At 40.8% G+C, this 25,083-nt stretch carries 24 protein-coding genes; 5 read left to right on the top strand and 19 right to left on the bottom strand.

The annotated features are described in order from the left end of the window. The first annotated feature begins 62 nt into the window (after window positions 1–62). The 3 genes from LEP1GSC202_RS00550 to pdxH are packed head-to-tail and all read left to right on the top strand — an operon-like array spanning window position 63 to window position 2,681. Complete coding sequence (locus LEP1GSC202_RS00550; RefSeq protein WP_208597374.1) at window positions 63–1,160, top strand: pyridoxal phosphate-dependent aminotransferase; 1,098 nt, start codon at window positions 63–65, stop codon at window positions 1,158–1,160. A gap of 41 nt (window positions 1,161–1,201) precedes the next feature. Beyond that, window positions 1,202–2,050 (top strand): prepilin peptidase, encoded by an 849-nt coding sequence (locus tag LEP1GSC202_RS00545; RefSeq protein WP_015675800.1) that lies wholly within the window; start codon window positions 1,202–1,204, stop codon window positions 2,048–2,050. Next, window positions 2,043–2,681 carry a pyridoxamine 5'-phosphate oxidase gene (pdxH, locus tag LEP1GSC202_RS00540; RefSeq protein WP_208597377.1) on the top strand — a complete coding sequence of 213 codons (639 nt, stop codon included), beginning with the start codon at window positions 2,043–2,045 and terminating at the stop codon, window positions 2,679–2,681. The genes LEP1GSC202_RS00545 and pdxH overlap by 8 nt, the downstream gene beginning before the upstream one ends. A 40-nt stretch (window positions 2,682–2,721) precedes the next feature. On the opposite strand, the gene LEP1GSC202_RS00535 is transcribed toward pdxH, so the two are convergent. After that, window positions 2,722–3,930 carry a bifunctional 3,4-dihydroxy-2-butanone-4-phosphate synthase/GTP cyclohydrolase II gene (locus tag LEP1GSC202_RS00535; protein WP_015675950.1) on the bottom strand — a complete coding sequence of 403 codons (1,209 nt, stop codon included), beginning with the start codon at window positions 3,928–3,930 and terminating at the stop codon, window positions 2,722–2,724. Between the two features lie 118 nt (window positions 3,931–4,048). On the opposite strand from LEP1GSC202_RS00535, the gene LEP1GSC202_RS00530 reads away from it, so the two are divergent. Continuing rightward, window positions 4,049–4,429: an STAS domain-containing protein gene (locus LEP1GSC202_RS00530; protein WP_039927852.1), complete on the top strand. Its 381-nt coding sequence runs from the start codon at window positions 4,049–4,051 to the stop codon at window positions 4,427–4,429. On the opposite strand, the gene LEP1GSC202_RS00525 is transcribed toward LEP1GSC202_RS00530, so the two are convergent. The 17 genes from LEP1GSC202_RS00525 to rplM all read right to left on the bottom strand — a co-directional run bounded on the left by LEP1GSC202_RS00525 (window position 4,426) and on the right by rplM (window position 23,878). Next, entirely contained in the window at window positions 4,426–5,043 is a 618-nt protein-coding gene (locus tag LEP1GSC202_RS00525) for a riboflavin synthase (protein WP_015675739.1), read from the bottom strand. The genes LEP1GSC202_RS00530 and LEP1GSC202_RS00525 overlap by 4 nt on opposite strands. Window positions 5,044–5,046: 3 nt before the next feature. Next, window positions 5,047–6,393, bottom strand: coding sequence for a deoxycytidylate deaminase (locus tag LEP1GSC202_RS00520; protein ID WP_015675802.1), 1,347 nt, complete (start codon window positions 6,391–6,393; stop codon window positions 5,047–5,049). Window positions 6,394–6,403: 10 nt separating this feature from the next. Next, window positions 6,404–7,342 (bottom strand): protein translocase subunit SecF, encoded by a 939-nt coding sequence (secF, locus tag LEP1GSC202_RS00515; protein ID WP_015675959.1) that lies wholly within the window; start codon window positions 7,340–7,342, stop codon window positions 6,404–6,406. After that, window positions 7,335–9,269 (bottom strand): protein translocase subunit SecD, encoded by a 1,935-nt coding sequence (gene secD / locus LEP1GSC202_RS00510; RefSeq protein ID WP_015675884.1) that lies wholly within the window; start codon window positions 9,267–9,269, stop codon window positions 7,335–7,337. The genes secF and secD overlap by 8 nt, the downstream gene beginning before the upstream one ends. 21 nt (window positions 9,270–9,290) lie before the next feature. Beyond that, window positions 9,291–9,920, bottom strand: a complete 630-nt coding sequence (locus tag LEP1GSC202_RS00505) for an SRP-less Sec system protein (protein ID WP_015675805.1) — start codon at window positions 9,918–9,920, stop codon at window positions 9,291–9,293. A 1-nt stretch (window position 9,921) separates the two neighbouring features. Then, complete coding sequence (gene yajC / locus LEP1GSC202_RS00500) at window positions 9,922–10,245, bottom strand: preprotein translocase subunit YajC (RefSeq protein ID WP_015675989.1); 324 nt, start codon at window positions 10,243–10,245, stop codon at window positions 9,922–9,924. Between the two features lie 26 nt (window positions 10,246–10,271). Beyond that, window positions 10,272–11,300, bottom strand: coding sequence for an anthranilate phosphoribosyltransferase (trpD, locus tag LEP1GSC202_RS00495; RefSeq protein WP_015676012.1), 1,029 nt, complete (start codon window positions 11,298–11,300; stop codon window positions 10,272–10,274). Beyond that, entirely contained in the window at window positions 11,284–12,027 is a 744-nt protein-coding gene (gene pgsA / locus LEP1GSC202_RS00490) for a CDP-diacylglycerol--glycerol-3-phosphate 3-phosphatidyltransferase (RefSeq protein ID WP_039927850.1), read from the bottom strand. The genes trpD and pgsA overlap by 17 nt, the downstream gene beginning before the upstream one ends. Beyond that, on the bottom strand, window positions 12,027–13,373 hold the full coding sequence (locus LEP1GSC202_RS00485; protein ID WP_015675756.1) for a MiaB/RimO family radical SAM methylthiotransferase: 1,347 nt from the start codon (window positions 13,371–13,373) through the stop codon (window positions 12,027–12,029). The genes pgsA and LEP1GSC202_RS00485 overlap by 1 nt, the downstream gene beginning before the upstream one ends. After that, complete coding sequence (locus LEP1GSC202_RS00480; protein ID WP_015675980.1) at window positions 13,373–14,473, bottom strand: helix-turn-helix domain-containing protein; 1,101 nt, start codon at window positions 14,471–14,473, stop codon at window positions 13,373–13,375. Before LEP1GSC202_RS00480 ends, LEP1GSC202_RS00485 begins: the two co-directional genes overlap by 1 nt. A 19-nt stretch (window positions 14,474–14,492) precedes the next feature. Further along, complete coding sequence (locus tag LEP1GSC202_RS00475) at window positions 14,493–15,194, bottom strand: LolA family protein (RefSeq protein WP_015675901.1); 702 nt, start codon at window positions 15,192–15,194, stop codon at window positions 14,493–14,495. A gap of 40 nt (window positions 15,195–15,234) precedes the next feature. Continuing rightward, complete coding sequence (locus LEP1GSC202_RS00470; protein WP_015675851.1) at window positions 15,235–18,270, bottom strand: DNA translocase FtsK; 3,036 nt, start codon at window positions 18,268–18,270, stop codon at window positions 15,235–15,237. 77 nt (window positions 18,271–18,347) lie between these two features. Then, on the bottom strand, window positions 18,348–18,845 hold the full coding sequence (locus LEP1GSC202_RS00465; RefSeq protein ID WP_015675952.1) for a YajQ family cyclic di-GMP-binding protein: 498 nt from the start codon (window positions 18,843–18,845) through the stop codon (window positions 18,348–18,350). A gap of 38 nt (window positions 18,846–18,883) precedes the next feature. Then, complete coding sequence (alaS, locus tag LEP1GSC202_RS00460) at window positions 18,884–21,643, bottom strand: alanine--tRNA ligase (protein WP_015675806.1); 2,760 nt, start codon at window positions 21,641–21,643, stop codon at window positions 18,884–18,886. Between the two features lie 49 nt (window positions 21,644–21,692). Beyond that, window positions 21,693–22,946: an MFS transporter gene (locus LEP1GSC202_RS00455; RefSeq protein ID WP_015675897.1), complete on the bottom strand. Its 1,254-nt coding sequence runs from the start codon at window positions 22,944–22,946 to the stop codon at window positions 21,693–21,695. Between the two features lie 82 nt (window positions 22,947–23,028). Beyond that, window positions 23,029–23,424, bottom strand: a complete 396-nt coding sequence (rpsI, locus tag LEP1GSC202_RS00450; RefSeq protein ID WP_015675896.1) for a 30S ribosomal protein S9 — start codon at window positions 23,422–23,424, stop codon at window positions 23,029–23,031. A 1-nt stretch (window position 23,425) separates the two neighbouring features. Further along, window positions 23,426–23,878: a 50S ribosomal protein L13 gene (gene rplM, locus LEP1GSC202_RS00445; protein WP_015675928.1), complete on the bottom strand. Its 453-nt coding sequence runs from the start codon at window positions 23,876–23,878 to the stop codon at window positions 23,426–23,428. Window positions 23,879–23,956: 78 nt separating this feature from the next. Here rplM and thiL point away from each other — a divergent pair, with 78 nt between their 5' ends. Then, window positions 23,957–24,865 (top strand): thiamine-phosphate kinase, encoded by a 909-nt coding sequence (gene thiL, locus LEP1GSC202_RS00440; RefSeq protein ID WP_015675804.1) that lies wholly within the window; start codon window positions 23,957–23,959, stop codon window positions 24,863–24,865. On the opposite strand, the gene LEP1GSC202_RS00435 is transcribed toward thiL, so the two are convergent. Beyond that, window positions 24,844–25,083, bottom strand: a 240-nt coding sequence (locus tag LEP1GSC202_RS00435; protein WP_039927769.1) for an ATP-binding protein, incomplete at its 5' end; no start/stop codon positions are given. The two genes, thiL and LEP1GSC202_RS00435, sit on opposite strands and share 22 nt — an antisense overlap.

The following is a 25,083-nucleotide window of genomic DNA, read 5'->3' as shown; positions in this document are numbered from 1 at the left end:
ATTTGTAGGTTGTAAACCAAATTCTATTGACCCGTACCTAACTAAAAAACCATGATGATTCCATGGAATTTGCCAATAGAATGAATGGGATCGACTCCTCTCCCATCCGAAAAGCCTTCGAACTTGCACGTAGCATCCAAAACCCTATCAATTTGAGTATCGGCCAACCCCACTTCCCTTGTCCACCTAACATCATTGAAGCGATGAACCGGGCAGCCATCGAAGGGAAAACGTCTTATACACTCACAGCAGGGATTCCTGAATTAAAATCGGTTATGGCAGAAAAGTACAGAACCCAAAACCATATGAAGTATGCCCATGAAGATAGAATCCTTGTGACTTCGGGAATTTCTTCGGCACTCTTTTTACTTTTTAATGCTCTCGTCAATGAAGGTGATGAATGCCTCGTTATTTCTCCTTATTTTCTCATGTATCCTGCCATGTTAAAGTTTTATGGAGGAAAAGTGGTTCCCCTTTCCGAAAACTTTGAAGCCAAAGATTTGGAAGCACTGAAAAACAGAAAATTCAAACTCATTATTTTTTCCAATCCATCGAATCCCACAGGAAAGGTATTGTCAAAAGAACAACTCCGTGCCCTTGCGAATTTAGCAGAAAACACAGGAGCCTACCTCATCAGTGATGAAATTTATGAACTCTTTGATTATGATGGAAAGTTTTTTTCCATTGGGAGTGAATATGAGAAAACGATCACCCTCACTGGTTTCTCGAAAACTTATAATATGACAGGCCTTAGGCTTGCCACAATCCTTGCCGAAGACAAAGTGATTAAGGCTCTCACCACCTTACAACAGTATACTGTCGTTTGTGCACCTTCCATCACACAGTGGGCAGGGATCGAAGCTCTCAAAACGGATATGTCGGCTTACATCCAAGACTATAAAGAAAAAAGAGATTTTGTTTATGAATCCTTAAAAGATTTCTACCCCATCCAAAAATCAGGTGGTGCCTTTTATGCGTTTTTCCAAGTTCCTTGTGAAGATGAAGAATTCATCAAACGTGCTGTGAAAAAAGACCTTATCCTTGTTCCTGGGTTTATCTTCTGTGATGCAAAAAATTATGTAAGACTTTCGTTTGCTACCGAATGGGAAACTCTGAAACGTGGGATGAAGGCTTTACAGGAACTTTCAAAGGAAAATTAAAATTGGAATTTGTGCAAAACATCCTGGTATCATAAACGATTATGGAAGAAACAATTTGGTTTAATCTTTGGAATTTGTTCCATTATGTTTTGCTCTTTTTTTTAGGGGCAAGCCTTGCTAGTTTTTATACGACCCTTGCTGACCGGATTTTATTTTATTTTTATGAAAAGGGACGAAAAAAAAATTCGGGTTGGAAGCGATGGGAAATTATGTTTCGCAAACCAAGCCACTGCCCAAGTTGCGAATCCAAAATTCCAAAACTCTATTTACTTCCCATTTTAGGATGGATTTTCACAAAAGGAAAATGCCAGCAATGCCAAATCCCTGTGTCAAAACTATACCCACTTTCCGAGTTATTGTTTGGTCTTATCGCCATCCTTGTTTTTTTTATCTCTGAGTCAGTACTCGGAACCATTTTACTACTATTCTTTTTTGGTCACTTACTCATTGCCATGATCACTGACACAAAGAAGTTATCCCTTGATTACGAAAATTTACCCTTTCTCTTGGTATTTGGATTTGCTTCCAATTTTGTTTTGTTTGAAGAAACCATTGGTTTTGCTCATCTCTACATTTATGTAGGATTTTTTCTTTTTTATCTTTTGATTTATTTACTCTATCGTGGTGGGACAGGATTAGGTGATGTAATTTTTTCTCCATTTTTTGCGAGTATTGCGGGTAATCCATTTTGGATTGTTTACCTAAATTACTCTTACTTACTTGCTTTAGGTTTTAGTTTTTTCCTTCGCAAAAAAGGAGAATCGTTAAAAGGGAAAAAAATACCAATGGGATTGTATTTCTCCATTGCGATGATTTTGACCTTTATTTTAAAACTGATCGTCCATTATTATGAATGGGAGGGGTTTTTACCTTATGGAAACATTGAATGATTTAGCCAATATGCGAAACAGTTACGAACGTTCTGTACTTTCAGAACAAACTGCAGGTAGAGACCCCTTGGCACTTTTTTCCAAATGGTTTACCGAAGCCAAAGAAGAAAAAGAACTGGAACCGAATGCCATGAGCCTTGCGACCGTTAACAAAGAAGGACAACCAAGCGTACGAATTGTACTTTTAAAAGGCCTTATCCGAAATGAGTTCCAATTTTTCACAAATTACAATTCTCACAAAGGAAAGGATATTTTGGACAACCCCAAGGTGGCCCTTACTTTCTTTTGGCCAAAACTAGAACGCCAAATCCGTATCGAAGGGACTGTTTCCAAAATTTCAAAAGAAGAGTCAGAAGCCTACTTCAAAATCCGCCCAAGAGAGTCTCAAATTGGAGCTCATACATCAAATCAAAGTTCGGTGGTATCTTCCAGAGAAGAATTGGAATCCAAATTCCATTCCCTATCCAAAGAATGGGAGGGAAAAGAAATTCCAATGCCTGAGTTTTGGGGAGGGTATTCAGTTTACCCTACCAAAATTGAATTCTGGCAAGGCCGAGTGGGTCGACTCCACGATCGGATTTTATTTGAAAGGAAACATTCAAGTTGGGAAAGGACTCGATTATCCCCTTAGTTGGTTCCTTTACTTTCTTTCGTTTGGAAAGTCAAAACAATTAACCGTGTAAATTTAATAGATGCCCGAGTTTTGTTTTTTTTGTCTGCAGGTACTTTTGATTTTCTTCTACAGGATCAATTTCAATGGGTACTCGTTCTGTGACATGGAGGTTGTAACCTTCAAGTCCAACAATCTTACGTGGGTTATTCGTAATGAGTTTCATTTGTTTGACTCCGATGTCACGGAGGATCTGTGCACCAATTCCGTATTCACGTAAATCTGGAGCAAATCCTAATTTTTCATTTGCCTCCACTGTATCAAGTCCCCCTTCTTGTAAGGAATAGGCTTTCAGTTTGTTGATGATCCCAATACCACGTCCTTCTTGTCGCATGTAGAGTAAAACTCCCCGCCCTTCTTTTTCAATCATACGAAGAGCATTATGGAGTTGAGGTCCACAATCACAACGTTGGGAAGAAAAGATATCTCCCGTCAAACACTCGCTATGAACACGAACGAGCACTGGTTTGTCTGGTTCGATGTCTCCTTTCACAAGTGCCATATGGATTTTATCATCAATTTGAGTCGAATAAGCTTTGATTTTAAAATCACCAAACTCGGTTGGGAGGTTTGCTTCCACTTCTAGGTGGATGAGTTTTTCTTTGTGCCTACGGTAACGGATGAGGTCTTCGATGGTATAAATATTCAGCCCGTGGGTTTTGGCAAATTTTTCCAAATCGGGGATTCGTGCCATGGAACCATCATCATTCATGATTTCGCAAATCACACCACTTGGGTATAGTCCAGCTAATTTGGATAAGTCGACAGCTGCTTCCGTATGCCCTGCTCTCCGTAATACCCCACCAGTCACAGCTTGCAGTGGAAACAAGTGGCCAGGTCGCATCAGGTCATCTGGTTTTGTTTTGGGATCAAGTAAAACTTCGACAGTTTTGGCCCTGTCATGGGCAGAAATTCCCGTACTAGTTCCATATTTAGCATCCACCGAAACGGTAAACGCGGTGCCATGTTTGTCTCCAAGTGTTAGGTCATCAACCATCTTGCCGAGGCCCAAACTTTGTAACCTTTCCCTCTCCATTGGGACACAAATGAGACCACGTCCATGGGTCGCCATAAAATTGATTTTGTCTTTGTCTGCAAACTGGGACGCACAGACCAAATCCCCTTCGTTTTCTCTGTCTTCGGAATCGACGAGAATGATCATTTTGCCTTGGCGGATTTCTTCGATTGCTTCTTCGATCGGACGTATCATAGGGAAAGGCCTCTATATACTAAAACTCTGAAAGCCGTTCCGAATTAAAGAAGATTCCCAAAGAAATTCATTGATTTTTCCTATTTCTTTTGTCTAAATGTTCCGGATCGGAGGACTTGTGGAACTGAAATTAAACACAACAGGAAAGATCAAAACCATCGAAATCGCGGGGAAATTTGATATTGAATCCACAGAAGAGTTTGAATCCATTTTCAACAAATTGATTGAATCGAGTCCAAACCTGGTTTCGATCGAAATGAGCCGTCTCGATTACATCGACTCCTCAGGAATTGGATCCCTTATCAAAAGCCTTAATTCCTTAAAAAACAAAAAAGGGAAACTCTTACTTGTTGGGATGAAGCCGATGATCCAAAATGTGTTTAAATTAGCAAAACTTGATATGTTTTTCGAAATCATGAGTAGCAATGATTTCCATTTGAAGTATTCCAACACGGATTCTGATGATTCCGACATTGACGACCTTTTAAAACGCAATTAATTTCCTAACGATTTTCCCCTTTCGGCCAAATAGTTTTCTATATATTTGGCTAAAACGTCAACTTCCACATTGAGACGGGAGTCCACCTTCCAAGAGTTTGCATTGGTTTTTTGCATGGTCTCTGGGATGAGAATGAGTTGGATGTTTCCATCCTTTACATCCACGACGGTGAGGCTGATTCCATCCAAAGTCACCGAACCTTTTTTCACAAAAAATTTCTGGAGTTCCTTTGGTATTTCCACCCAAAACTCTTCTACTTCATTTTCAATTTGTTTGCGGCTTTTGACTTTTGCCACTCCATCCACATGGCCTTGGACCATATGCCCACCAAATCTCTGCCCAAGTGCCATGGCTCGTTCTAAGTTGACAGTTGCTCCTTCACCTAACCGAGATAAATTGGTGAGTTCCAATGACTTAAAGGAAGCATAAAATTGGAAAATATTCCCTAAATCAGAATATTTTGTAACGGTCATACATGCACCGTTAATGGCAATCGAATCCCCAAGTTTGATATCAGGATTTTCCCATTCCGTCTCAATCGTAAATTGGATTCCGGAATCAATCGGTTCAATTTGAACCACCTTTCCTAAAGTTTCGACAAGTCCTGTGAACATAAACTATAAACTCCTTTTAGGATTTCGAATGAAAAGAGAATTGGAACCAATTCGAAATTCGGAAAGAATCGGTTCCTCAATGTATGAAAATGGAATTCCATCGGGAAGTGATTTTTTATCATTGCGAATTTCTAATATACTATCTTCTTCCGTTAATGAATTTTGTAAAAAACTTGGGAAAAAACTTCCAGCTTCACATAACAAGGTATTGATACCTAAATTTCCAAGAGTTTTTAAAAAAAATCCACCATCTTCTTTACCCAAAGGAAAAATGGGATAAGAGGAAAGAGTTTCCATTTGGTTTTTCAATCCATCTGGCAATACAATTCCTTTGGATCCATTAGGATCACTCGCAACCAGTAGGAAAAAAACACAAAGTTTCTTTCCAAACGTATCTGTAAGGTCTCGTTGTTTTTGCCAAAACGTCTCACTGGGAAGTCGATTGGGATCCAAAATAAAAACGCGATAGGGTTGGTATTTTTCTCCTTCCAACAAGTGAAGCGATAAGGTCTCCTTTGCCCACTGCGAAATAGCAGACAAAAAGTTGGTTTTTGCGTCAAAAAAAGGAACTAATTCTGTTTCCCGGATTGGAATCCCAGCATTTTGGATCATAGAATCGGTAATTCTAAAATGTAACGAGGGTTCGTCGGTAAAAACCGTATTTGGACCAACGGCGATTGCATCAAATTTGGCACGTAACATCTGGAGAAACAGATCGGCTTCCTCACCATTTACCCTTTCTTTTTGGTACAAAGAACTCGCAAAATTTCCTTCTTTTGAAGTCACTGATTTGATCCAAACCCAAGGAAAACCGGTTTTCATTCGTTTGATAAATCCTTGTAAATAGGGTAAGGACGTATTGGCAAGCACTGGATCCAAACGGACCGAAATTCCTTTTTCCTGATAAGGTTTCCAGTCACCAGACAAAACCAAAGGATTTGGATCTTTCCAACCGATCAGAAGTTCTTTTGGTTTGGATTCGAGCACCAAATCCCGGCAAGGTGGTGTTTTCCCAAAATGAGTACAAGGCTCAAGGCTTACCGATAAAATGGAATCGGAAAAAACGGAAGGAGTATTTGGTTTAGACCCATCCGAACCAATGTACCTTTCCTTTGAAAGGTTTACCTGCTCATTGATTTGGTTTCGAGGATTGTTTTTTTCGAGTGATGCAAAAAGTTCACGTTCCGCATGGTTTCCACCAAATCCTTGTGTGTGTGCTTTTCCTAAAACTTCTCCATCCGAATTTGTGAGGATAGCGGAAACAGGAGGGTTTCCACCCGTTTTACCCATGGCGAGAAACCCCAAAAGGGAATGTAGAGAATAAAGTTCCTTCTTTTTCCCTACATCCATCTAATTTGGTTTAAGCGAATCGTTTTTTCCTGAGCCTGTCATAAATCTCAGAGATTGGAGCAGCAATGTAAATCGAAGAATAGGTTCCTACAATCACACCAAAGAGTAAAACAAAGGCGAAGTCATACAATTCTGCAGCTCCTCCCACAATGATCGCCACAACAGAAATCATCGTAGTGAAAGATGTATTGATGGTCCTTCCCAAAGTTTGTGCAATGGATACGTTGATGATATTGGAAAGAGCTAGGTTATCCTTTCCATGTGCATTTTCACGAATCCGATCAAACACAACAATTTTATCGTTAATGGAATAACCAAGTAACGTCAAAAGGGCTGCAATGATGGGAACACTCGGTTTGATTTGTAAAAAACCAATGAGAGCAAGTGTCATTAGGATGTCATGAACAAGAGCAATCGCTGATGCGAGTGCAAACTTAAATTGGGACCTGATACTTAGATACAGAAGGATGATACCAAGTGTCGTTAAAAGTAAGGTGATCCCAACTTCTGTGAGTTCTCCTCCTACAACAGCTCCTACTTGGTCCGCAGATAATACCTTTTCTTTTGAAAGGTTAAATTCAAACCGGAGCAGTTGCACAAACCTGTCAATCGCGGAGGTAGAAGTTTCACGTTTGTCTTCTGGAATCTCTTTGTAAAGTGCTTCAATTGTGTCTAGGGATCCAAGGCCGATATCCAATTGGAAAATATTCTTTTCCTTCTCTAACAAAATTACCACTGCTTCAATCTTTTTGGATTGGAAATAAGTTTCCAGATCAGTTCGAGTTTTGTCTTTTGGAAGTTCTACAACGGTACGGAGACCTCCGTTAAAATCGAGTGAGTGGGCAAACCCACCGTATTTTGAAAATGTAACAACAAACCCAAATACGATAACTAAAAACGAAAAACTCAGTGTGAAATATTTATACTTCGTGAAATTGATATTACGCATGATTACCCTCTTTTTTTCCAAAGAAAAAAGGCCTTAAGTTCAAATGGTGGATTCCAAATCGGTTTACACTTAACTCCATAAACAATCGAGATAAAAATAAGGATGTGAAAAGTGTTGTGACAATCCCCCAACAAAGAGTGATCGCAAAACCTTTGATCGGTCCATTCCCGAGGCGGATCATTAGGATCCCTGCAATGAGGGTAGTGACGTTTGCATCCATAATCGTCCAAAATGCATTTTCAAAACCCCTGGTCACAGCAATAGAAAGCGCCCTACCTTCTTCAATTTCCTCTCGAATCCTTTCATAAATAATGACGTTTGCATCCACAGCCATACCTGCAGTTAAGATAATCCCCGCAATCCCTGGAAGGGTCAGAGTAAAATCCATAAGAGTCAAAAGAGCAGCAAGGATGATAATATTCACAAGTAAGGAAAGATCTGCGATAAATCCACCTAACCGGTAATAGAAGATCATATAAACCATCACAAGGAAAAATCCAATCGCAACGGCTTTTACACCCACTTCAATCGATTCGATCCCAAGAGTTGGTCCAATAAAACGCATTTCAAGAACAGAAAGTGGAATCGGAAGGGCTCCTTCGGAAATCACGTTTGCCAAACGAATGGCTTCCTGTTCGGAAAAACTTCCTGAAATTTCTGCGCGCCCACCAGCAATTGGATCATTGATCACAGGATTGGAGATCACTTTATCCCCCCAAACAATCGCTAAGTTACGACCTCGATTTTCAGATGTTAAATCAAAAAATTTCTCTGCTCCATTTGGAGTTAACGTAAAACTCACCATCCATCCATATGAGTTGGAGTTATACGAAGGTTGTGCATTGGTCATGTCGTTTCCAGACAGAGCAATTTTTCTTTCTAAAACCACAAAACTTCTAGGTAACAATGTAGATTTGGCAGAATTACCACGTGCCCACATCGCATAGACTTTGTACTCTTTTGGGATATTGTATTTTTTTTCGAGTCCAGCAAGGAACTCATCTTGGGCTTTTTTCCCAACCTTGTTTTTCACAAGTTCCTGAAAAAGATAAATATCAGTTTTTTCCCTTTGGCCAAGGTCCATCATCCTTCTCTCACTATCAGCGATGATCGATTTATAGGTAAATGGATTTGGTTCTTCCAAACGGTATTCGACAGTTTCTGTATTTTGTAAAATTTCTAAGATTGCGGCAGAGTTGGAAACACCTGGAAGGGATACTTCTATCGCATCTTGTTCCTTTTGGATCCTCACTTGGGGTTCCGTAAGGTTTTGAGTTGTGAGACGATTGTCGATGATCATCTTAGCTTTTTCAAGTTCGACAATTTTACGCATTGGCGATAAGTCGAAACTAGATTCTATTTCCGATAAACGGTTCTGTGCTTTCTCTTTATCTTCTGGTTTCACTGTAGGATTATTCACAGTGACATTGAGTTCAGCTATTTCTTTGGCATAGAGGTCTCGGAGTTTTGTAGTGTAATCTTCAAAATCACCTTTTAACACAACTCTCATACCACCTTGTAAGTCGAGACCAAGTTTGATGGACAAAGATTTGCCTCCACGGATCATGTTTTCAATCCATGTTGGTTCCAATTTGTTTTTGGCTTCATTTACTAGGTTTTGGTTTTCTTGGGATATCTGATTGATTTTAGCAGAAGTGATAAACCTTCCATTTACAATATAAAATGGATTTTCTTTTGGAGGCAAAGTTCCTTTTGGAACAATCGTCCAACCAGAACTTTTTCCATAATCTTTTTCCCATCGCTCAAAAAGCCCACTAACAAGCGCTTTTTGTTCTGCCTCTGGAAGAGAATAAACATCCTCTCTCACCACTACTTTTAAAGTACGATCGGCAAAATTGGGATACAAAATGGTAAAGGATACCACTAAAATGAAAAATGGTAGAAGTAAGAGTCGATACGATTGCAAGTTGGTTTGCTCCTAAAATTTTTATCTTCTATAAGAACGACTACTAGATCCAGGACGAGCAGATCTAAGTCTGTAAAAAGCAAAGAGGATGATGATTCCAAGGATCATCATTGCTTTTTTGTATTTCGCAAAAAAATCAGAAACGTTAAAAAATGATTTTCCTGAATCTTTATTAACACTGGATTCAGAAGTGGAATTTGAAACTTCCGATTTCGCGAGTTTTAAATCAGAGGAAAAACCAGGAAGGCCCGTTGGCTCCACTGAAACTTGTGAGTCCATCCAATATGCATTGGATACAACTTCCTCTTCTTCCAAAACGGCAGGTTGTTTTTCACCAGGAACCAAAGTTTTTTCCGTGACTACAGGATTTCCATTTGGATTTGCCACCAGATTATTGTTTTGCGGAAGGTTTTCCGTTGCCAATTGGTTTTGTTTTGACTTCTTTTTCGATTTTTTCTTTTTCCCTGATGTCACACCAGTTGTGGTCACAACCCCACTTTGTTTTTTGGTTGTGGTTTGGACTGTGTCTTCTTTGGGTTTGGTGGTGGTTTTTGGTTTATCATTCACCTTATCCAAAAAATCCAAACCCTCTTGCGAGAAGAGGGAGGTTGTAAGACCAAGAAAAATTAAAATGGAAAAGAAGGATTTCATCTTACGCTTTTTTCTTGAGGATGGCGCTAGTATCAAAGGTGATGTTAGTGTTTGCAGAAACACTGAGTACAACCGTTTCGTTATTGTCTTTGAACTCTACAATTTTACCGTGAAGCCCGCTACTTGTGACAACGGTATCACCTTTTTGTAAATTACCGATCATCTCTTTTCTTTTTTTCTCTTCTTTTTTATTGGGAAGGATCACAAGAAAGTACATGGCAACAAGCATGATGGGAATGATGATCAGGGACTGAAGAGAGGACTTTGCACCCTCTTCTTGGGCAAGGATTAGGAATTGTGATGTTAAAAATTCTAAATTGAGCATAGCTATTTATCCAATGTTTACAGGCCTTATCTTAAATTCAATGTTTCACGCGCGAATCGGAGAACTTTTTTCGTAAGTAGTGCATCTCTTGCAATTTCGTAACCGGAACGGATGTCTTTCACAACCCCGAGCAAAAATAACGAAACACCTGCGTTCAGTGACACCATCGCTGTCCCTCCCGAAGGGCCAGAGGGATCTAAAACGGCACGAAAGAGTGTTTCCGCTCCCTCTTTGGAAGAAGAGAACACTGTATTTCGATCAAGTTCTGTTGCTGTCAACCCGAGTTCCTTCGGATCAAAACTGAGTTCTTTTGTGGTCTTTCCATCAAAATAAGCATAGTCTGTTGGTTCAAAAATGGAAAACTCATCCAACCCATCTTGAGAATGGCAAACAATGGCAGCTTTTAACCCTAATTTGGCTAAAATTTCTGCCATTGGCAAGCATAGCGAACGGTCATAAACCCCTACGATTTGGTGGGTAGGTGCAAATGGATTGGAAAGTGGTCCAATCAAATTGAAAAACGTCCGAAACCCAAGCGCTGCTCGCACAGGACCAGCATACTTCATTGCAGGGTGCCAGGAAGGCGCAAATAAAAACACAAACCCAGTGCGGATGAATTCATTTTCACATTCTTCGTGGGTTCGTTCCAAAGGATAACCCAAACCTGAAAGGATGTCGGAACTTCCCGAAAGGGAAGAAACGGAACGGTTCCCGTGTTTGGCTACTTTATGTCCGAGACTTGCGAGTGTGAGAGCGGAAAGCGTAGAAACATTGAGTGTCCCCTTTCCATCTCCTCCTGTCCCACAGGTATCCAAAAAATCGAAACCAAAGGAAGTTTTGGGTTTGATGGCATGGGAACGCATCGCACGCACAAATCCGTACAATTCGTCCGTGGTTTCCCCTTTCATTTTTAATGCCGTGAGAAAGGAAGCAAGCACAGGTTCCGTCACTTTGCCATCCATCACTTCATTTAAAAAGTACTCAGCATGGGTATCCACCAAATGGTGCCCAGACACCACTTGGCCAAGGATTTCCTTACTAGTTAGAGCGGTCATAAAATATCCTTTTGAGATTGGAAAAGCTTAACAGTTGGTAGTTGGTAAAAATATAACGAAGGCCCGATATCACTGTGATGAGGGTTGTGAATAACATTCCGAAATAAGGAACAAAGGAAGCGATGGAATCAAAAAAATCCTTAAATGTTAAGTTCTCTGAAGTTTTCACCATTGTATAAAACTCATTCGCATGTTGCGAAGCCACTTCAAAAGTCGAATACCCAGCCAATTTCCCCATTGCATAGGTCTCGTTGATCATAGCACGGCGTTTTCCTGAGATGAGCATAAACACAACAAGGATGATGAGGATGGCTCCCATTTGGAAAGCAGTTTTGACCTTTCCCATCATGGTGGTTCTAAGGCTATTTCCTGACCGAACTGCAATGTAACGAAGGAAGGTGATGAGCATGTCACGACCAACAATGAGCACCACCATCCAAACTTCGATAGGCTCATGGATGAATAAAAAAGTAACAAAACAACCAATGACTAAAAACTTATCTGCAAGAGGGTCTAGGAATTTTCCAAATTCAGTCTGCTGGTTCCATTTACGTGCCAAATACCCATCTACTAAATCAGTTAGGGATGCGAGTGCAAAAATGACAAAAGCAAAAATCTGGTATTCCCATTCTTTTTGGAATAGAGCAAAGATAAAAAACGGTAATGCGAGAACCCTAAGGACCGTGAGTAGGTTTGGGATATTGGCAATGGTTTTCCAATCTTCCACTAAACCACCCAAGTCCCTGACATATCCAGTTCATAAAAAGAATCCACTCTGACCTTACCAAATTGGCCTACTTTTAAACCTTTCTCTTCCACATACACCACTTCATCAATCTCAGGTGCATCTTGGAAACGCCGTACGATAGCTCCTTCATCTAACACTTCATCTACGACACAAGGGTATACTTTGCCAATTCGGTTTTGGTGGATGGATTTTAAGGTTCCAAGGTAGGCTTCGCGGACAAGATTCACACGGTGTGCTATCTCTTTGTCTTTCCATTGGCCTTCCATCGTTGCCCCTTTGGTTCCGTCTTGTGGTGAATACGGAAAAAGATTTACCTTTTCCGGTTTCACATCTTCTATAAAACGAATGATCTCTTCGACATCATCCATCGTTTCCCCAGGAAAACCAAGGATGAAGGAAGTGCGGATTTCTAAATCAGGACGGATGTCCCTTGCTTTTTGGAAAAGAGATTTAAAGAATTCGTAATCACCCGTGCGGTTCATGGATTTTAAAACGGATTTGGATACATGTTGCAAAGGGCTTTCCAAATACGGGGCAATTTTAGGAATTTCTCTGTACAAATCTAGTAACTTTTCTGTTTTTTTATCTGGGTACAAATAGAGGAGTCGCAAAATCTCTAGTCCCTCTACAGCTGCCACAGAACGAACCAAGTCCATGAGTTTGTCTGTGTCTTTGCCATAAAACACCGTGTCTTGAGAAACTAGGCAAATTTCTTTGGAACCCGCTTTGATCGCAAGTTTTGTTTGCTCCAAAACATCGGTGATTTCCGTGTCTCTGTACTTCCCACGTAAATTGGGAATGATACAAAAATGGCAACCACGGTTACAACCATCAGAGATTTTTACATAGGAATATGGTTTGGAATAGTTTTCGATGCCTTTCGAAGTTCTTAATCTTTCCAAAAGGTCTTCATTGAATTCCGTAAGGTCTTTGAAGTCGAGTGGGAAGGTATTTCGAAGGATCTCCCCTGCTTTGTCATACTTACCCGTTCCAAAATGGAGGTCCACTTCTGGAAGGTCCGCAGAGATTTCCTTTCCTGCGCGTTCCGCAAAACAACCCACAACAACTAACTTTTGTTTGTTTTTCTTTTTGATATCAATCGAATCAAGGATGGTTTGGATGGTTTCTTTGGTTGCATCTTGGATAAAGGTACAAGTATTCACCAAGTGAAAGTCACTGGCTTCAGGGTCTGCGGCTGGAAGCAGTCCTTCCTTTAATAAGGACTGGTGCATTGCCATAGAATCCACTGTGTTTTTCGGACAACCTAAGGTTGTGATGAAAAACGACTTTGGAGTTTCTTCTTTTTTTTCTTTTAGTTTCGGCATTACTCGCCTAACTCTCCAATGATGGACTGAGTGGAATCGTATGGATTTGGTTTGCGGATAAAGATTTTTTTCACGAGTTTTCCTGGTTTCCCGAGAACCACTCGTTCTTTTCCATTTTGCACCATCTCCACAGCCCCTCCATCTCCAACCTTGATCTCGAGTCTATCACGGGCTTCTAAGTGTTTTACCTCACCCGCAGAAACAAGTCCTCGTTCGCCCATTTGACCATCTAACACAAATTCAACGTAACTTGGTTTGGAGAAAAAAAGTGTCACTTGGATAGGAACATCTCCTACAGGAGATTTCACAGCAACCCCTTCCCTTTCTTCTTTTAAAGTCACAAGGACTTTCGCTGATTTTTCTGTTACCGCTTGTGTCACCACACGGATGTCACGACGAAGAGACGATAGTTCTTCAATCTTATAAGAAAGGATGGTTTCTTCCCCTTCGGCTGTTTGGAAAAAATATACATTTTTCTCAGGAAAGATATTAAATCCAAGGTTTGCCTTTCCATTAGAAACACCTTTGATGAACATCTTACACTGTTGGTTGTTCACACTAAAACTCACACCACGGTCTTCGGTGAGGATAAATGGTACACTTGCATTTTCAGGAACACTTTGGGATACAAAATTAATGCCAGAAGGAATGTCAGAACTATTGGTTTGTTCTACATTTTGGCTCACTTCCGTGTTGTCTTCATCCATGGAGACGGAACCTGAGTCTTCAAAACTGATGTAGATGATGTACGCTGAGATCACAAACAAAAAGAGGGAAACAAGGCTTATGATTTTATTACGGTCCAAACTAAACGGAGTGGTTGTTGGACGGGTGAGTTCTTCGAGTGGTGCTTGTGATTCTTCGATTTGTTCGCCGCGGTATAAATTGAGTAACATTGCTGTATCCAATTTTAAATAACTGGCATAATTTTTTAAAAATCCAAGAGCAAAGGTTTCGGCTGGGAATTGAGAATAATCTTCTGTTTCCAAAGCGATGATGTATTTCGCCGCAATGTTTGTTTCTTTTGCGACATCTTTCACAGAAAGTTTTTTGTCTTCTCTTGCTTCTCTTAGGATCTGACCAACTCGTTTTGTATTCAAAATGAACTCCTCTTTCAGTTTAGTTCTCAGAGACAAGTGGGTTGTTGACAATCTTCGCGTTCCCGCTCATATGAAAATTGAAAACTCCATCTTGGATTTCTTCCGAAAAATTAATATTTGAAAATGATATCGTTGTGACTTTGCCACGACCATCAGTCGCCACTGCTTTTTTGATTAAGTAAGATTCTGAATCCACAAACAGTTTCATCTTTTCGAACCCACCAATTTTTTCTCTTTGGTCAAGATCGAGTACAAAGTACTTTGTGGTATCACCGATGGAACGAGGTTGTTCGATGGTATCAAATTTATAATGGTATTTACGAAAAAGTCGATTTAACCCTTCGGGACTGTTTGTCGTAAAGATAGGTCCAGAAGAATTTTTGCGATCGAGAGTTAGGTCTTGTTTGCCAACAGCACCTAACCGTTTGATAAAGATATGAAGGGTTTTTCCATCAGATACAATTTCGTCCCCTTCTGGTTCGGCAAAGTTATAACGAATTTTTCCAGGGCGTTTGTAGAAACATTTCCCACGCATCTGTTTTTCTTTTTTGTTGTCTTCTGTTTTGATGAGAAAATCAGCGGAATACGAATTGATTTCGCTGAAGTTTTTTTTGATCTTTTTGACAACTTCCGATGGGGAATGCCAATTGTGAGCCGGACTTGTTTGGGCCTCCAAAGAAACTCCCAAAACAAGTAACAAAAATCCGATCCATACTTTCATAGTTTCCCAGTTTTTCAGACAAACTTCTCTTGTCGATGATTTACGCTGAACGTAAGATTTCCCGAGGTTTCGCCCCCACTTGCGGAGAAACATAACCCCTCATTTCCATGAGTTCCATAAGCCTTGCTGCTTTGTTGTAACCAATCCTCATCCTACGTTGCAAATAACTCGCACTGGCTTTTTTTTCGGTCACAACAATGTTCCAAGCTTCATCGAAAAGTTCTTCATCTTCATCAGAGGCCATTTCGATATTCGTTTCATCGTCCCAGTTCATTTCCACGTAAGCAGGAGCCCCTTGTTTTTTGGCCTCTTCCACGATGGAATCAATTTCTTTCTCTTCAATATAGGGAGCCTGGATCCGCATAAGGTCACTCGAAGTAGGAGAACGGTACAAAAAGTCCCCTTTTCCGAGGAGAGTTTCTGCCCCACTGGTATCGAGGATGGTACGTGAGTCCGTTTTTTGTGCCACTTGGAAGGCCACACGAGCCGGACAATTCGCTTTGATCACCCCAGTGATCACATCGACGGATGGCCTCTGGGTTGCCATGACCAAATGGATTCCGACAGCTCTTGCTTTTTGGGAAATCCGTTGGATTTGTTCCTCTAAGTCTTTCCCAGAAACCATCATAAGGTCAGCAAGCTCATCAATGAAGATCACAATGTATGGGAGTTTTTGGAACCCTTTGGCGTGGGCATATTCCTCTACCTTTTCGTTGAAACTTTTGAAGTCCCGACTTTTCAATTGGGAGATCATTTGGTATCGACTCTCCATCTCTTGGATGGCCCATGACAATGCCTTCGTTGCCTTTTTTGGATCGGTGATGACAGGCATCAGAAGATGAGGGATTCCTTCGTAAAGGGTCATCTCCACCATCTTTGGATCGATCATGATGAATCGCACTTCCTCTGGAGAACGAGTGCAAATCAAACTTGTGATCATCGCATTGATACTCACGGACTTTCCTGAACCCGTTGTCCCTGCGACAAGTAAGTGAGGGAGTTTGGCGATATCAATCATCACAAGTTTCCCGGAAATATCCTTACCAATACAAATGGAAAGGTCTTTTGCTTTTTGTTGTAGGATCGTATCTTTTAAGATTTCAGATAAGAACACATCTTCTCTGACACGGTTAGGAACTTCAATTCCAATGGACGCCTTACCAGGGATAGGTGCCACAATCCGGATGTTTTTCACTTCGAGGTAGGCTCTGATTTCATCAGATAAGGAAACAATTCGGTTCAGTTTGATTCCATTCGGAATGGTGATTTCGTAACGAGTGATGATCGGTCCTCGTTCCTTTGTGATGACCTTTGACTCGATTCCGAAGTGACCGGTGGACTCTTCGATTTTTTTGGCGATCAGGTCAAGTTCCGAATCATTTTTTAAGATATTGGCCACAGGTACCTGGTGGGACGCAAGTAACCTAGGAGAAATGTAATACTTCCCTTTTTTCAATTTGGGTTTTGGCACCATGGAACCAAACATAAGTTCCTGCTCTACTTTGGTTTCCTTCGTTGGAAGTTTTTTCTTACCGAAATTTCCTGCGCTCAAATTGGAGCGGACAAGAGGCGAAGATTCTTCCACGGCCAAGGTCTCCAACGTTTCTTCTTCGTATTCCTCTTCCTCTAACGAACCTGTGTCTGTATCTTCGTCTGCGGAATCTTCGAAATCATTGGTTTCAAAACCAGTTTCTTCCACGAGGGACAAACGAACCGATTCTGGGATCGGGATGGTGACAGTTGGGGATCCTTCGTTTCCTTTCGTACCTTCTTCAAACTCTGCTTCGAAGTTTTCGGATTCGGTTCCTTCGAATTCGTATCCATCGGAATCCACTTCCGAATCTTCCCAATCAGACGTGTCAGCTGCAAGGGAAAAAGAATCCAAATTCCGTTTTGCAAAAGGATATGCATTTTCACCTAACACAGATTTGATTGGATTTAGTTTTGGAAGTTCTAAATGATCAAGTGAGACACCGATATCCAATTTTGGTTTCCATTTGGCTTCTGGAAATTGAAAGAGGATTTTGGATTCTCGTTCCTGATCGAATTCTTCTGATTTTGCACCTTCTGTTACTCCATCTAATTCGCGTTTATCGATTAACTGGAGACGAGGAATCCGATTTCGATTCGCATTTTCATCCACACTTGGATTGGATTTTTGTTTTTGGAAACGAAAGACCGTCTCCGTTGCATCAAAAAATCCTTCAAACTCTTTGGCATTTAGGAATCGAAGATGGGAAGTGATTGGATTTTTTTTAGGAAGATTTCCTTCCAATCGGGAACTAGGAAACCCATCATCCCCATCTTGGGAAACGGAATGGGAAGGAAAATTTCCGTTTGGGAAATTCATTTCTCTCCCTTTTTCCTTTGCGACTACATTCCAAAAATGATGGGCCAAATCTTCTTTGGACTCTTCTTCCGTTTGGACTTGGAACCATCCTTTTCGTTTTACTTCCGCTTCGGGAGCACGTCGTGTGGATACAACGGTTTCCATAAAGGAAGGCAGTTTGAGATGGGGGAACTCTTTCCTTCCCCCCATAAGGTGGTATAATTTTTCAGAAACGGAGTGGATGGTAGAAAAGGTATACGACCAAGCTCCATCCTCGAGCCAAATCACGGCAAAGTACAAATACAGAAAAAAAACAACAAGCACTCGTCCTGTTTCGCCAAAGAGATAGGAAAAGATCCAAGAGAAAAATTGTCCAAAAATCCCACCACTATCCCCTACATGGCCCATAGGAGTTTCGAGAAGGTTCAAACTCACAGTGGTGGCGATGATAAAAATGGGAAAAAATAAAGCCTTACTTAGGCTATCAAATTCAGGATTTCTAAGGGAAAGGACACCCAAAAGCAAAACAAAGCCTGCAAACAAAAAGGAAGTTTTTCCGAGTAGGTAAAAAAGAGTGAGAGCGATGTAATGCCCAAGCCTTCCAAACCAATTGAAAAGGGATCCATCCTCTCCTTCTTGGAAGGAAAAAAGGGATAACAGTAAAAATACTCCGGAAAATACAAATAAATACGGGAGGAAATCTTTCCTAGGTAAGGTCCATCCCCATACGGATTTTTTAGGGTCCATACGGGAAATATCGGACGGTTTCGAGACATAGACAGAAAAAATTTGGAAGCCAAAGAGGCTTTCTGTTCTGCCAGAAATTATCCCTTAAAGTTTGTAAAATTAGCATCAAAATTGAAATTCGCATTGCGGATGGCTGCCATCACTTCCTGCAAATCGTCTTTCTTTTTGCCCACCACTCGCACCGAGTCCCCCTGGATCGTTGCTTGCACTTTTAGTTTTTGGTCTTTGATAAGGGTTGTGATTTGTTTGGTTTGTTCTTTGTCCAAACCATTTTGGATTTTTACCTTCATCCGAACAGTTTGTCCTGTGGCAGGTTCAATTTTGGAATCAAAATCAAATGCTTTGAGGCTGATCCCCCGTTTTGCCATTTTTGTTGTGAGGACATCAATCACTTGTTTGAGTTTGATTTCATTTTCAGAAGTCAAAACCAACTGGTCATCGGTGATTTTGATTTCGGAGTTGGATCCTTTAAAATCAAAACGTGTTTGGATCTCCGTCATTGCTTGGGAGACCGCGTTTTGTAATTCAGGTCGGTCGAGTTTCGATACAATGTCAAAGGAAGGGTCTTGTGCCATTTTGATTCTCCAATTTGTTTTTTCTCATCAAATCGATTTTACGACAATTTTGTTTTTGCAAGGGAAAGGGCAAATTCCAAGGACTTGGCAACGGATTCAGGTTTTTTACCACCACCTTGAGCCATATCGGGTCGACCTCCCCCTTTTCCATCTAACATCACTAAGGTTTCTTTGAGCATGTCACCACAATGGATCCCACGTTCATTCAAAACCTTGTTACACATAAAAACTAAGGTAGATGATTCCCCTTCCGTTGTTCCAAACAAACATAAAATTTCTGGTTCCTTGGCTTTGAGTGAGTCCGCTAAATCTTTGAGGGACTTTGCATCCACAGAAGGAAACAATTCTGTCACAACTTTCCCTTTTGGGAACTTGTGTGCCTTTTGTAACAATCCATCCACAAGTTCGGGATTCATTTGGAATTTTTGTTGTTCACTTTTCTTTTTGGCTTTGAAAAGAGCACTGGACTTCTCTTCCAATTCACTTTCTAATCCTTCCCGAAGTTTACGAAGCCGCGTTACGATCCCTTTTCCTTCCCGAAGAAACATTGATTGTAAGGATTCAGGAGACGGAACTTCTTTTGTGATTCCAAATTCTTTTAAGTCACCAAACGTCTCTTTTGCGGTTAAGTTATGGGTTTCAATTTTAGATGCCAAAGTTTGGAATTGGTGTAAAAAATAACTCACAACCGAATCCCCACAAATTGCTTCAATCCTTCTGTTCCCTGCTCCAGGGCTTCCTTCTTTCACGATGGCAAAAAATCCAATTTCTTTGGTATTGGTTACATGAGTCCCACCACAAAATTCTTTGGATTTATCACCCATTGAGATCACTCGGACAACACTTCCATATTTTTCATCAAACATAGAAAGTGCACCTGACTCTTTTGCTGCATCTAGGCTCAATACTTCAGTTTTGACCGGGATCTCTTGGTTCACAGCCTCGTTGACATCTGTTTCAATTTGGATGATTTCTTCCTTGGAGAGAGCTTTCGGATGAGAAAAATCAAATCGAAGATAATCAGAGGATACGATGGATCCTTTTTGAGACACATGAGTTCCAAGAATCCTTCGGAGTGCACCATTTAACAAATGTGTGCCGGAGTGATGGTTTGCTAGATTTTGTCTTCTTTCCACTTCTATTTCAGAATCGACGACCTCACCCACAGAAAGATTTCCTTTTAAAATCATTCCCATATGCAAAAAGGTATCATTTTCTTTTTGAGTGTCTTGGACTTGGAATTGGAAACCTTCTTTTTTTAAATAACCAGTGTCACCAATCTGACCACCCCCCTCCGCATAAAAAGGAGTTTTGTCGAGAACAATCACGGCCTCTTCCCCTTGTTTGGCAGACGGAACTGATTTTCCATCCACAAACAAATAAAGAACCTTTGATTTCGATTTTGATTCCGTATAACCTAAAAATTCTGTTTTCAATTCAGGAGAAACGGTAAGACCTGTGAGGTATTGGATTTTTTTTCCTTTCCAACTTGCACGTGACAGGTCACGGTCTTTTTCCAATTCCTCTTCAAATCCATTGTCGTCAAAAGAAAACCCTCGTTCTTCCACAAGTTCCTTTGTCATCTCTCTCGGGAACCCATAGGTGGAATACAATCGAAAACCTTCTTTTCCTGTAACGACTGTTTGTTTTTCTTTTTTCAGATGGTCTAAAACTGATTCCAATTCCTCAAGGCCCACTTCGAGTGTATGAAGGAATAGTTCTTCTTCTTTTTTGAAGATGGATTCAATGTCTTTCGCTTTGTCTTTTAATTCGGGGTAACGGACCGAATACAAATCCTTTAATGTGCCAACCAATTTGTATAAAAATGGTTCGTGGATTCCAAGTTTTCTGGCAAAAAGGGAAGCACGTCTGATAAGACGGCGGATCACATACCCACGCCCTGTACGGTCTGGGTAAATCCCATCACCAAGGGAAAAAAATACAGAACGAGAATGGTCAGTGATCACACGAAACGATTGTTTGGTGGTTTCGTTATATTCATAACCAGAAAGGGATTCAATTTGTTTGATGATGGACTTTAATTCATCGGTATCATATACCGAGTCTACTTCTTGTAATAACATGGCCACACGTTCAAGACCGGAACCCGTATCAATCCCAGTTTGTTTCAAAGGGAGTAATTCTCCCGAGACCGTTTGGTTGAATTGGTTAAAAACTAAATTCCAATATTCTAAATAACGATCACAATCACAACCAGGTTTGCAATTGGGGTTGTTGCCACAATTTGGGCCTCCTTTTTCTGGCCCCCTATCCAAATACAATTCCGAACAAGGACCACACGCACCACTGTCTCCAGCAGGGCCCCAAAAATTATCTTTTTTTCCAAGCCTTACAATTCGTTCTTCTGGAATCCCGGCATCCATCCAAATTTTTTTAGCTTCATCATCATCTAAGTAAATTGTGACCCAAATTTTATCTTTTGGAATTTCTAATTTGTTTAAAGAAAAATCTAACGCGTATTCAATGGCTTCTTTCTTAAAATAATCCCCAAAGGAAAAATTTCCTAACATTTCAAAAAATGTACAATGCCTTTCTGTTTTACCAACAACTTCCAAGTCCGTGGTACGAACACATTTTTGGATGGAGGCGGCCCTTGTGTATGGCAATTCCACTGCCCCAGTGAAGAGTGGTTTGAACTGCACCATACCTGCAGTGGTGAATAAAAGAGTTGGATCCCCTTTGGGAATGAGACTGGAAGATGGCACAATTGTGTGCCCTTTCTCTTGGAAATAGTTCGTGTACAACCTTGCGATTTCTTGGACCGATTTGAACTTCATACACTTACACGGAAATCGGATTTGCCTCCTAGGGCAAGGAAATTCGAATTTAACTTTCGCGTAATTCCGTATACCGAAGGAAGGAAAATAAAGAAATCAAAAGAAAACTAAGTCCAAGGCCAATGAAGGTCCAAAAACTTCCTGTATGGTCACGTAAGACACTCGCAAAAAATCCAGAAATGGCTGGAGTGAATTGGAAACAAACGGTGTAAAGAGAAAGGATCCTTCCACGGAGTGCGTCGTCAGCTCGTTTTTGTAAGATGGCAGGCATCAGGCTTGAAAGGATCCCACCGGATACTCCAAAACAAAACAGAAAAAACGAAGTTGCCTTTGCATCATAAAAAGGGATGAATCCCAAAAAGAAAACAGAAGAGAGAGCAAACACTGACAATAAAACCAAACCCTTTCGTTCTAGGTGGTGGAATAGGATGGTGAGGATTCCGCCAAGGAAGAGTCCAGGACCGAGGAAAACGAGGACTGACCCACGTGCCAATTCCCCAAGCCCAAGTTCTTGTTTCACATATTGGGGTAATACCACTTGGATGGGACCAAGGGCAAGCATACTAAACACGGCAATCCACATGACTTGCCTTGAAACTGGGTCTGCCTTTAAAAAATCTAACACCAATCTGAGACTTCCTGAAAGAGATGGAATTTCTGAACTGTCAAAAGTTTGATTTACCTGATGTATGGGATTGGTTTTGGGATTAGTTCTGTTACGAACCTGTAAAGTAGTAGAATCAATTTCCTTTATTTTAGAACGTAACAATGTAAAGGCGAACATGGAAATTGCATGGAGTCCTGCTAAAACCAAGAAAAGTTGCGAATAGGTTTCAAATTCCCGAATCCAACCCACTGCAAGAGGGCTCATCCCAAAGGAAAAAATCAAAAGTAAATTCCCTGCAATGGTATGAAACACGAGTTTATGAGATTCCATTACCTCACGAAGCAGTGCCATCCGTCCCGGTAATACCGTTGTCATTCCAATTCCGTTGATAAAGGCGAGTGGCAATAACAAATAGGGATAGGTTTCAAAGAGGTTTGTGAAAGCACCAAGAAGTAATGCAGATAAAAATAAAAAAAACTGAAAACACACAACCACCCACTTTTTGGAATAACGGTCGAGTAAATACCCCGTATACAAAAAGAACAAAGGAAACGGTAAAAACAAAAAGAAAAATACGATTCCAGAAAACCCCTTAACTACCGTTAAAGTCTGTGAAAAAATTACAATGGAGTATAAAAAACAACTGCTAGCAAAGGTTCCAAAGGCAAAGGCAAGGTAAAAGATCATTTGGTTCATAGGTGGTATGTGTTAGACGGAGAAGAAAAAAAAAGCCTCCCGAAGGAGGCTTCTCGTATCGGAAAAAAGAGGAAATTTCCGATTAACGTTTTGAGAACTGAGTTCCCCGGCGAGCTTTGTGTAAACCGTATTTTTTACGTTCCACCATACGGCTATCACGAGTGAGAAAACCTTCTTTTTTCAAAGTAGGTTTGAGTGACTCGTTGAAAGCAACAAGTGCGCGCGCCACAGCATGACGAATCGCTCCTACTTGTCCAATCACTCCACCACCAGTTACATTGAGTGCAATGTCGTATTTGTCACGAGCTTCTAAAACGAGAAGAGGCTCAAGCGCACGGCGAACTAAATGTTCTCCGTTTTTGATGTAATCTTTTACATCTTTATGATTGACTGTGATTTTTCCTGTTCCCGATGCGATTTTTGCACGTGCAACAGATGTTTTGCGTCGGCCTACTGCCCAAACTGCTTTTTGCGCCATCTTATTTTAACTCCAGTTTTAGGGGCTTTTGAGCACCTAGGTTGTGGTCATTACCAGCAAATACGCGGCAATTTTTTAACATTTGGTCACCTAATTTCGATTTAGGTAACATTCCTTTTACTGCTTCCATGATCACTCTTTCTGGGTTCTCTTGGATGAGTTTGTGGAAAGCGATGGCAGTCATACCACCTGGGTATCTTGAGTGGTGGTAATAAATTTTTTGTTCTCTTTTGCGACCAGTAACAGCCACTTTAGAAGCATTAACGATGATGATGTTATCTCCACAGTCCTGGTTCGGTGTGAATGTAGACTTGTGTTTTCCGCGAAGTCTGGAAGCGACTTGACTTGCCAATCTTCCGAGAGTTTTATCAGTTGCGTCCACAACAAACCACTGTTTTTGTACGGCTTCTTTTGCAATAGAAGGGGTCTTGTGGGCTTTAGACAATAGTTCCATAAGTACGAGATTTTCCTCTTTTATGTCAGGATTTTCGGTTTTCACAACGGGTCAAACAAATTTATTGGAAACGAAGCTTTGAAAGAATCAGACATCATACGCAGTTTATTTGGGCAAGTACCACCCCCAGAGGACGATTGTTATTTTTTAGCACCAAACCGCCTAGTGACAACGGATTCCCTTTCGGAGGGCACCCATTTCCTTCATCAATGGTCAAGTCCCAATGTCCTTGCAGGAAAACTTGTTGAGGTGAACGTATCTGACATCACAGCTTCCGGTGGTGTACCCAAAGAATGTTTTCTGAATTTGGGCCTCTCTCCTACGTCTCGGAAAAAAGAATGGGTATTGGCCTTTTCTAAAGCACTACGCTCTTCCCTCCACCAGTATGGAATGAAACTGGCAGGTGGCGACACCTTTTCCTCTCCCACAACCCAATTGACGCTAACGGTTGTCGGAACTGTCAAAAAACCATGGCTTCGTTCTGGTGGAAAACCGGGAGATTATCTCTATGTCACGGGGGATTTGGGGCAAAGTCTTCTCGGATTCCATTGCCTCAAAAAAAACTGGAAAGACAGTCAGTACAAAAAAGCCATCCAAAGGCATCTTTTGCCGAAAGCAAGACAAACCTTACAAAAACCACTGAGCCAATATCCGATCCATGCCTGTATGGATGTGACAGATGGACTCATCCAAGATGCAGAAAGATTGGCGATTGCTTCCAAAGGAAAATTAAAAATTCAAATTGAGTCTCTTCCCCTCCACCCTTTGGCAAAAAAGGTATTGGGAATGGATGCTTGCCTTGGTTCAGGGGAAGAATTGGAACTTTTATTTTTATCCCCTAAAATTCTTCCCAATGAAATCCATTCCATCCCTGTGACAAGGATTGGAAGAATGGAAATTGGAAAACCTGGGGTTCAATTTATAAAGGATGGCAAAAAATACCAACCAAATGATCGAGGTTTCCTTCATTTTGCAGAAGAAGAATAAGGAAAGTAGATCTTAAATTCTATTTTTGTTTCTTTCTTTTCATTTGTGTGATCCACCAAATTCAATGCATGGATTGAACCACCAAATTTCTCGATTGTTTGTTTCACGAAACTTAATCCAATTCCGAAATCTAAGGAACCGTATTTGTCATATATGTTTTGATTCATCCGATAAAATGGTTCGAAAATCAGTTCCAAACAACGATTCACTAGAGGCGT

Source organism: Leptospira yanagawae serovar Saopaulo str. Sao Paulo = ATCC 700523, assembly GCF_000332475.2.
Taxonomy (GTDB): domain Bacteria; phylum Spirochaetota; class Leptospiria; order Leptospirales; family Leptospiraceae; genus Leptospira_A; species Leptospira_A yanagawae.
The sequence above is the reverse complement of the archived record's forward strand: the minus strand, read 5'-3'. Positions and strand labels throughout refer to the sequence as shown.

Coding starts and splice junctions, on each gene's coding strand:
- LEP1GSC202_RS00470 (WP_015675851.1), bottom strand. CDS start 18,270: ATGGACCCTAAAAAATCCGTATGGGGATGGACCTTACCTAGGAAAGAT.
- LEP1GSC202_RS00485 (WP_015675756.1), bottom strand. CDS start 13,373: ATGCCGAAACTAAAAGAAAAAAAAGAAGAAACTCCAAAGTCGTTTTTC.
- alaS (WP_015675806.1), bottom strand. CDS start 21,643: ATGAAGTTCAAATCGGTCCAAGAAATCGCAAGGTTGTACACGAACTAT.
- LEP1GSC202_RS00520 (WP_015675802.1), bottom strand. CDS start 6,393: ATGGATGTAGGGAAAAAGAAGGAACTTTATTCTCTACATTCCCTTTTG.
- secF (WP_015675959.1), bottom strand. CDS start 7,342: ATGCGTAATATCAATTTCACGAAGTATAAATATTTCACACTGAGTTTT.
- LEP1GSC202_RS00525 (WP_015675739.1), bottom strand. CDS start 5,043: ATGTTCACAGGACTTGTCGAAACTTTAGGAAAGGTGGTTCAAATTGAA.
- LEP1GSC202_RS00550 (WP_208597374.1), top strand. CDS start 63: ATGGAATTTGCCAATAGAATGAATGGGATCGACTCCTCTCCCATCCGA.
- LEP1GSC202_RS00465 (WP_015675952.1), bottom strand. CDS start 18,845: ATGGCACAAGACCCTTCCTTTGACATTGTATCGAAACTCGACCGACCT.
- yajC (WP_015675989.1), bottom strand. CDS start 10,245: ATGCTCAATTTAGAATTTTTAACATCACAATTCCTAATCCTTGCCCAA.
- LEP1GSC202_RS00455 (WP_015675897.1), bottom strand. CDS start 22,946: ATGAACCAAATGATCTTTTACCTTGCCTTTGCCTTTGGAACCTTTGCT.
- LEP1GSC202_RS00535 (WP_015675950.1), bottom strand. CDS start 3,930: ATGATACGTCCGATCGAAGAAGCAATCGAAGAAATCCGCCAAGGCAAA.
- rpsI (WP_015675896.1), bottom strand. CDS start 23,424: ATGGCGCAAAAAGCAGTTTGGGCAGTAGGCCGACGCAAAACATCTGTT.
- LEP1GSC202_RS00545 (WP_015675800.1), top strand. CDS start 1,202: ATGGAAGAAACAATTTGGTTTAATCTTTGGAATTTGTTCCATTATGTT.
- LEP1GSC202_RS00475 (WP_015675901.1), bottom strand. CDS start 15,194: ATGAAAGTATGGATCGGATTTTTGTTACTTGTTTTGGGAGTTTCTTTG.
- trpD (WP_015676012.1), bottom strand. CDS start 11,300: ATGACCGCTCTAACTAGTAAGGAAATCCTTGGCCAAGTGGTGTCTGGG.
- rplM (WP_015675928.1), bottom strand. CDS start 23,878: ATGGAACTATTGTCTAAAGCCCACAAGACCCCTTCTATTGCAAAAGAA.
- LEP1GSC202_RS00505 (WP_015675805.1), bottom strand. CDS start 9,920: ATGAAATCCTTCTTTTCCATTTTAATTTTTCTTGGTCTTACAACCTCC.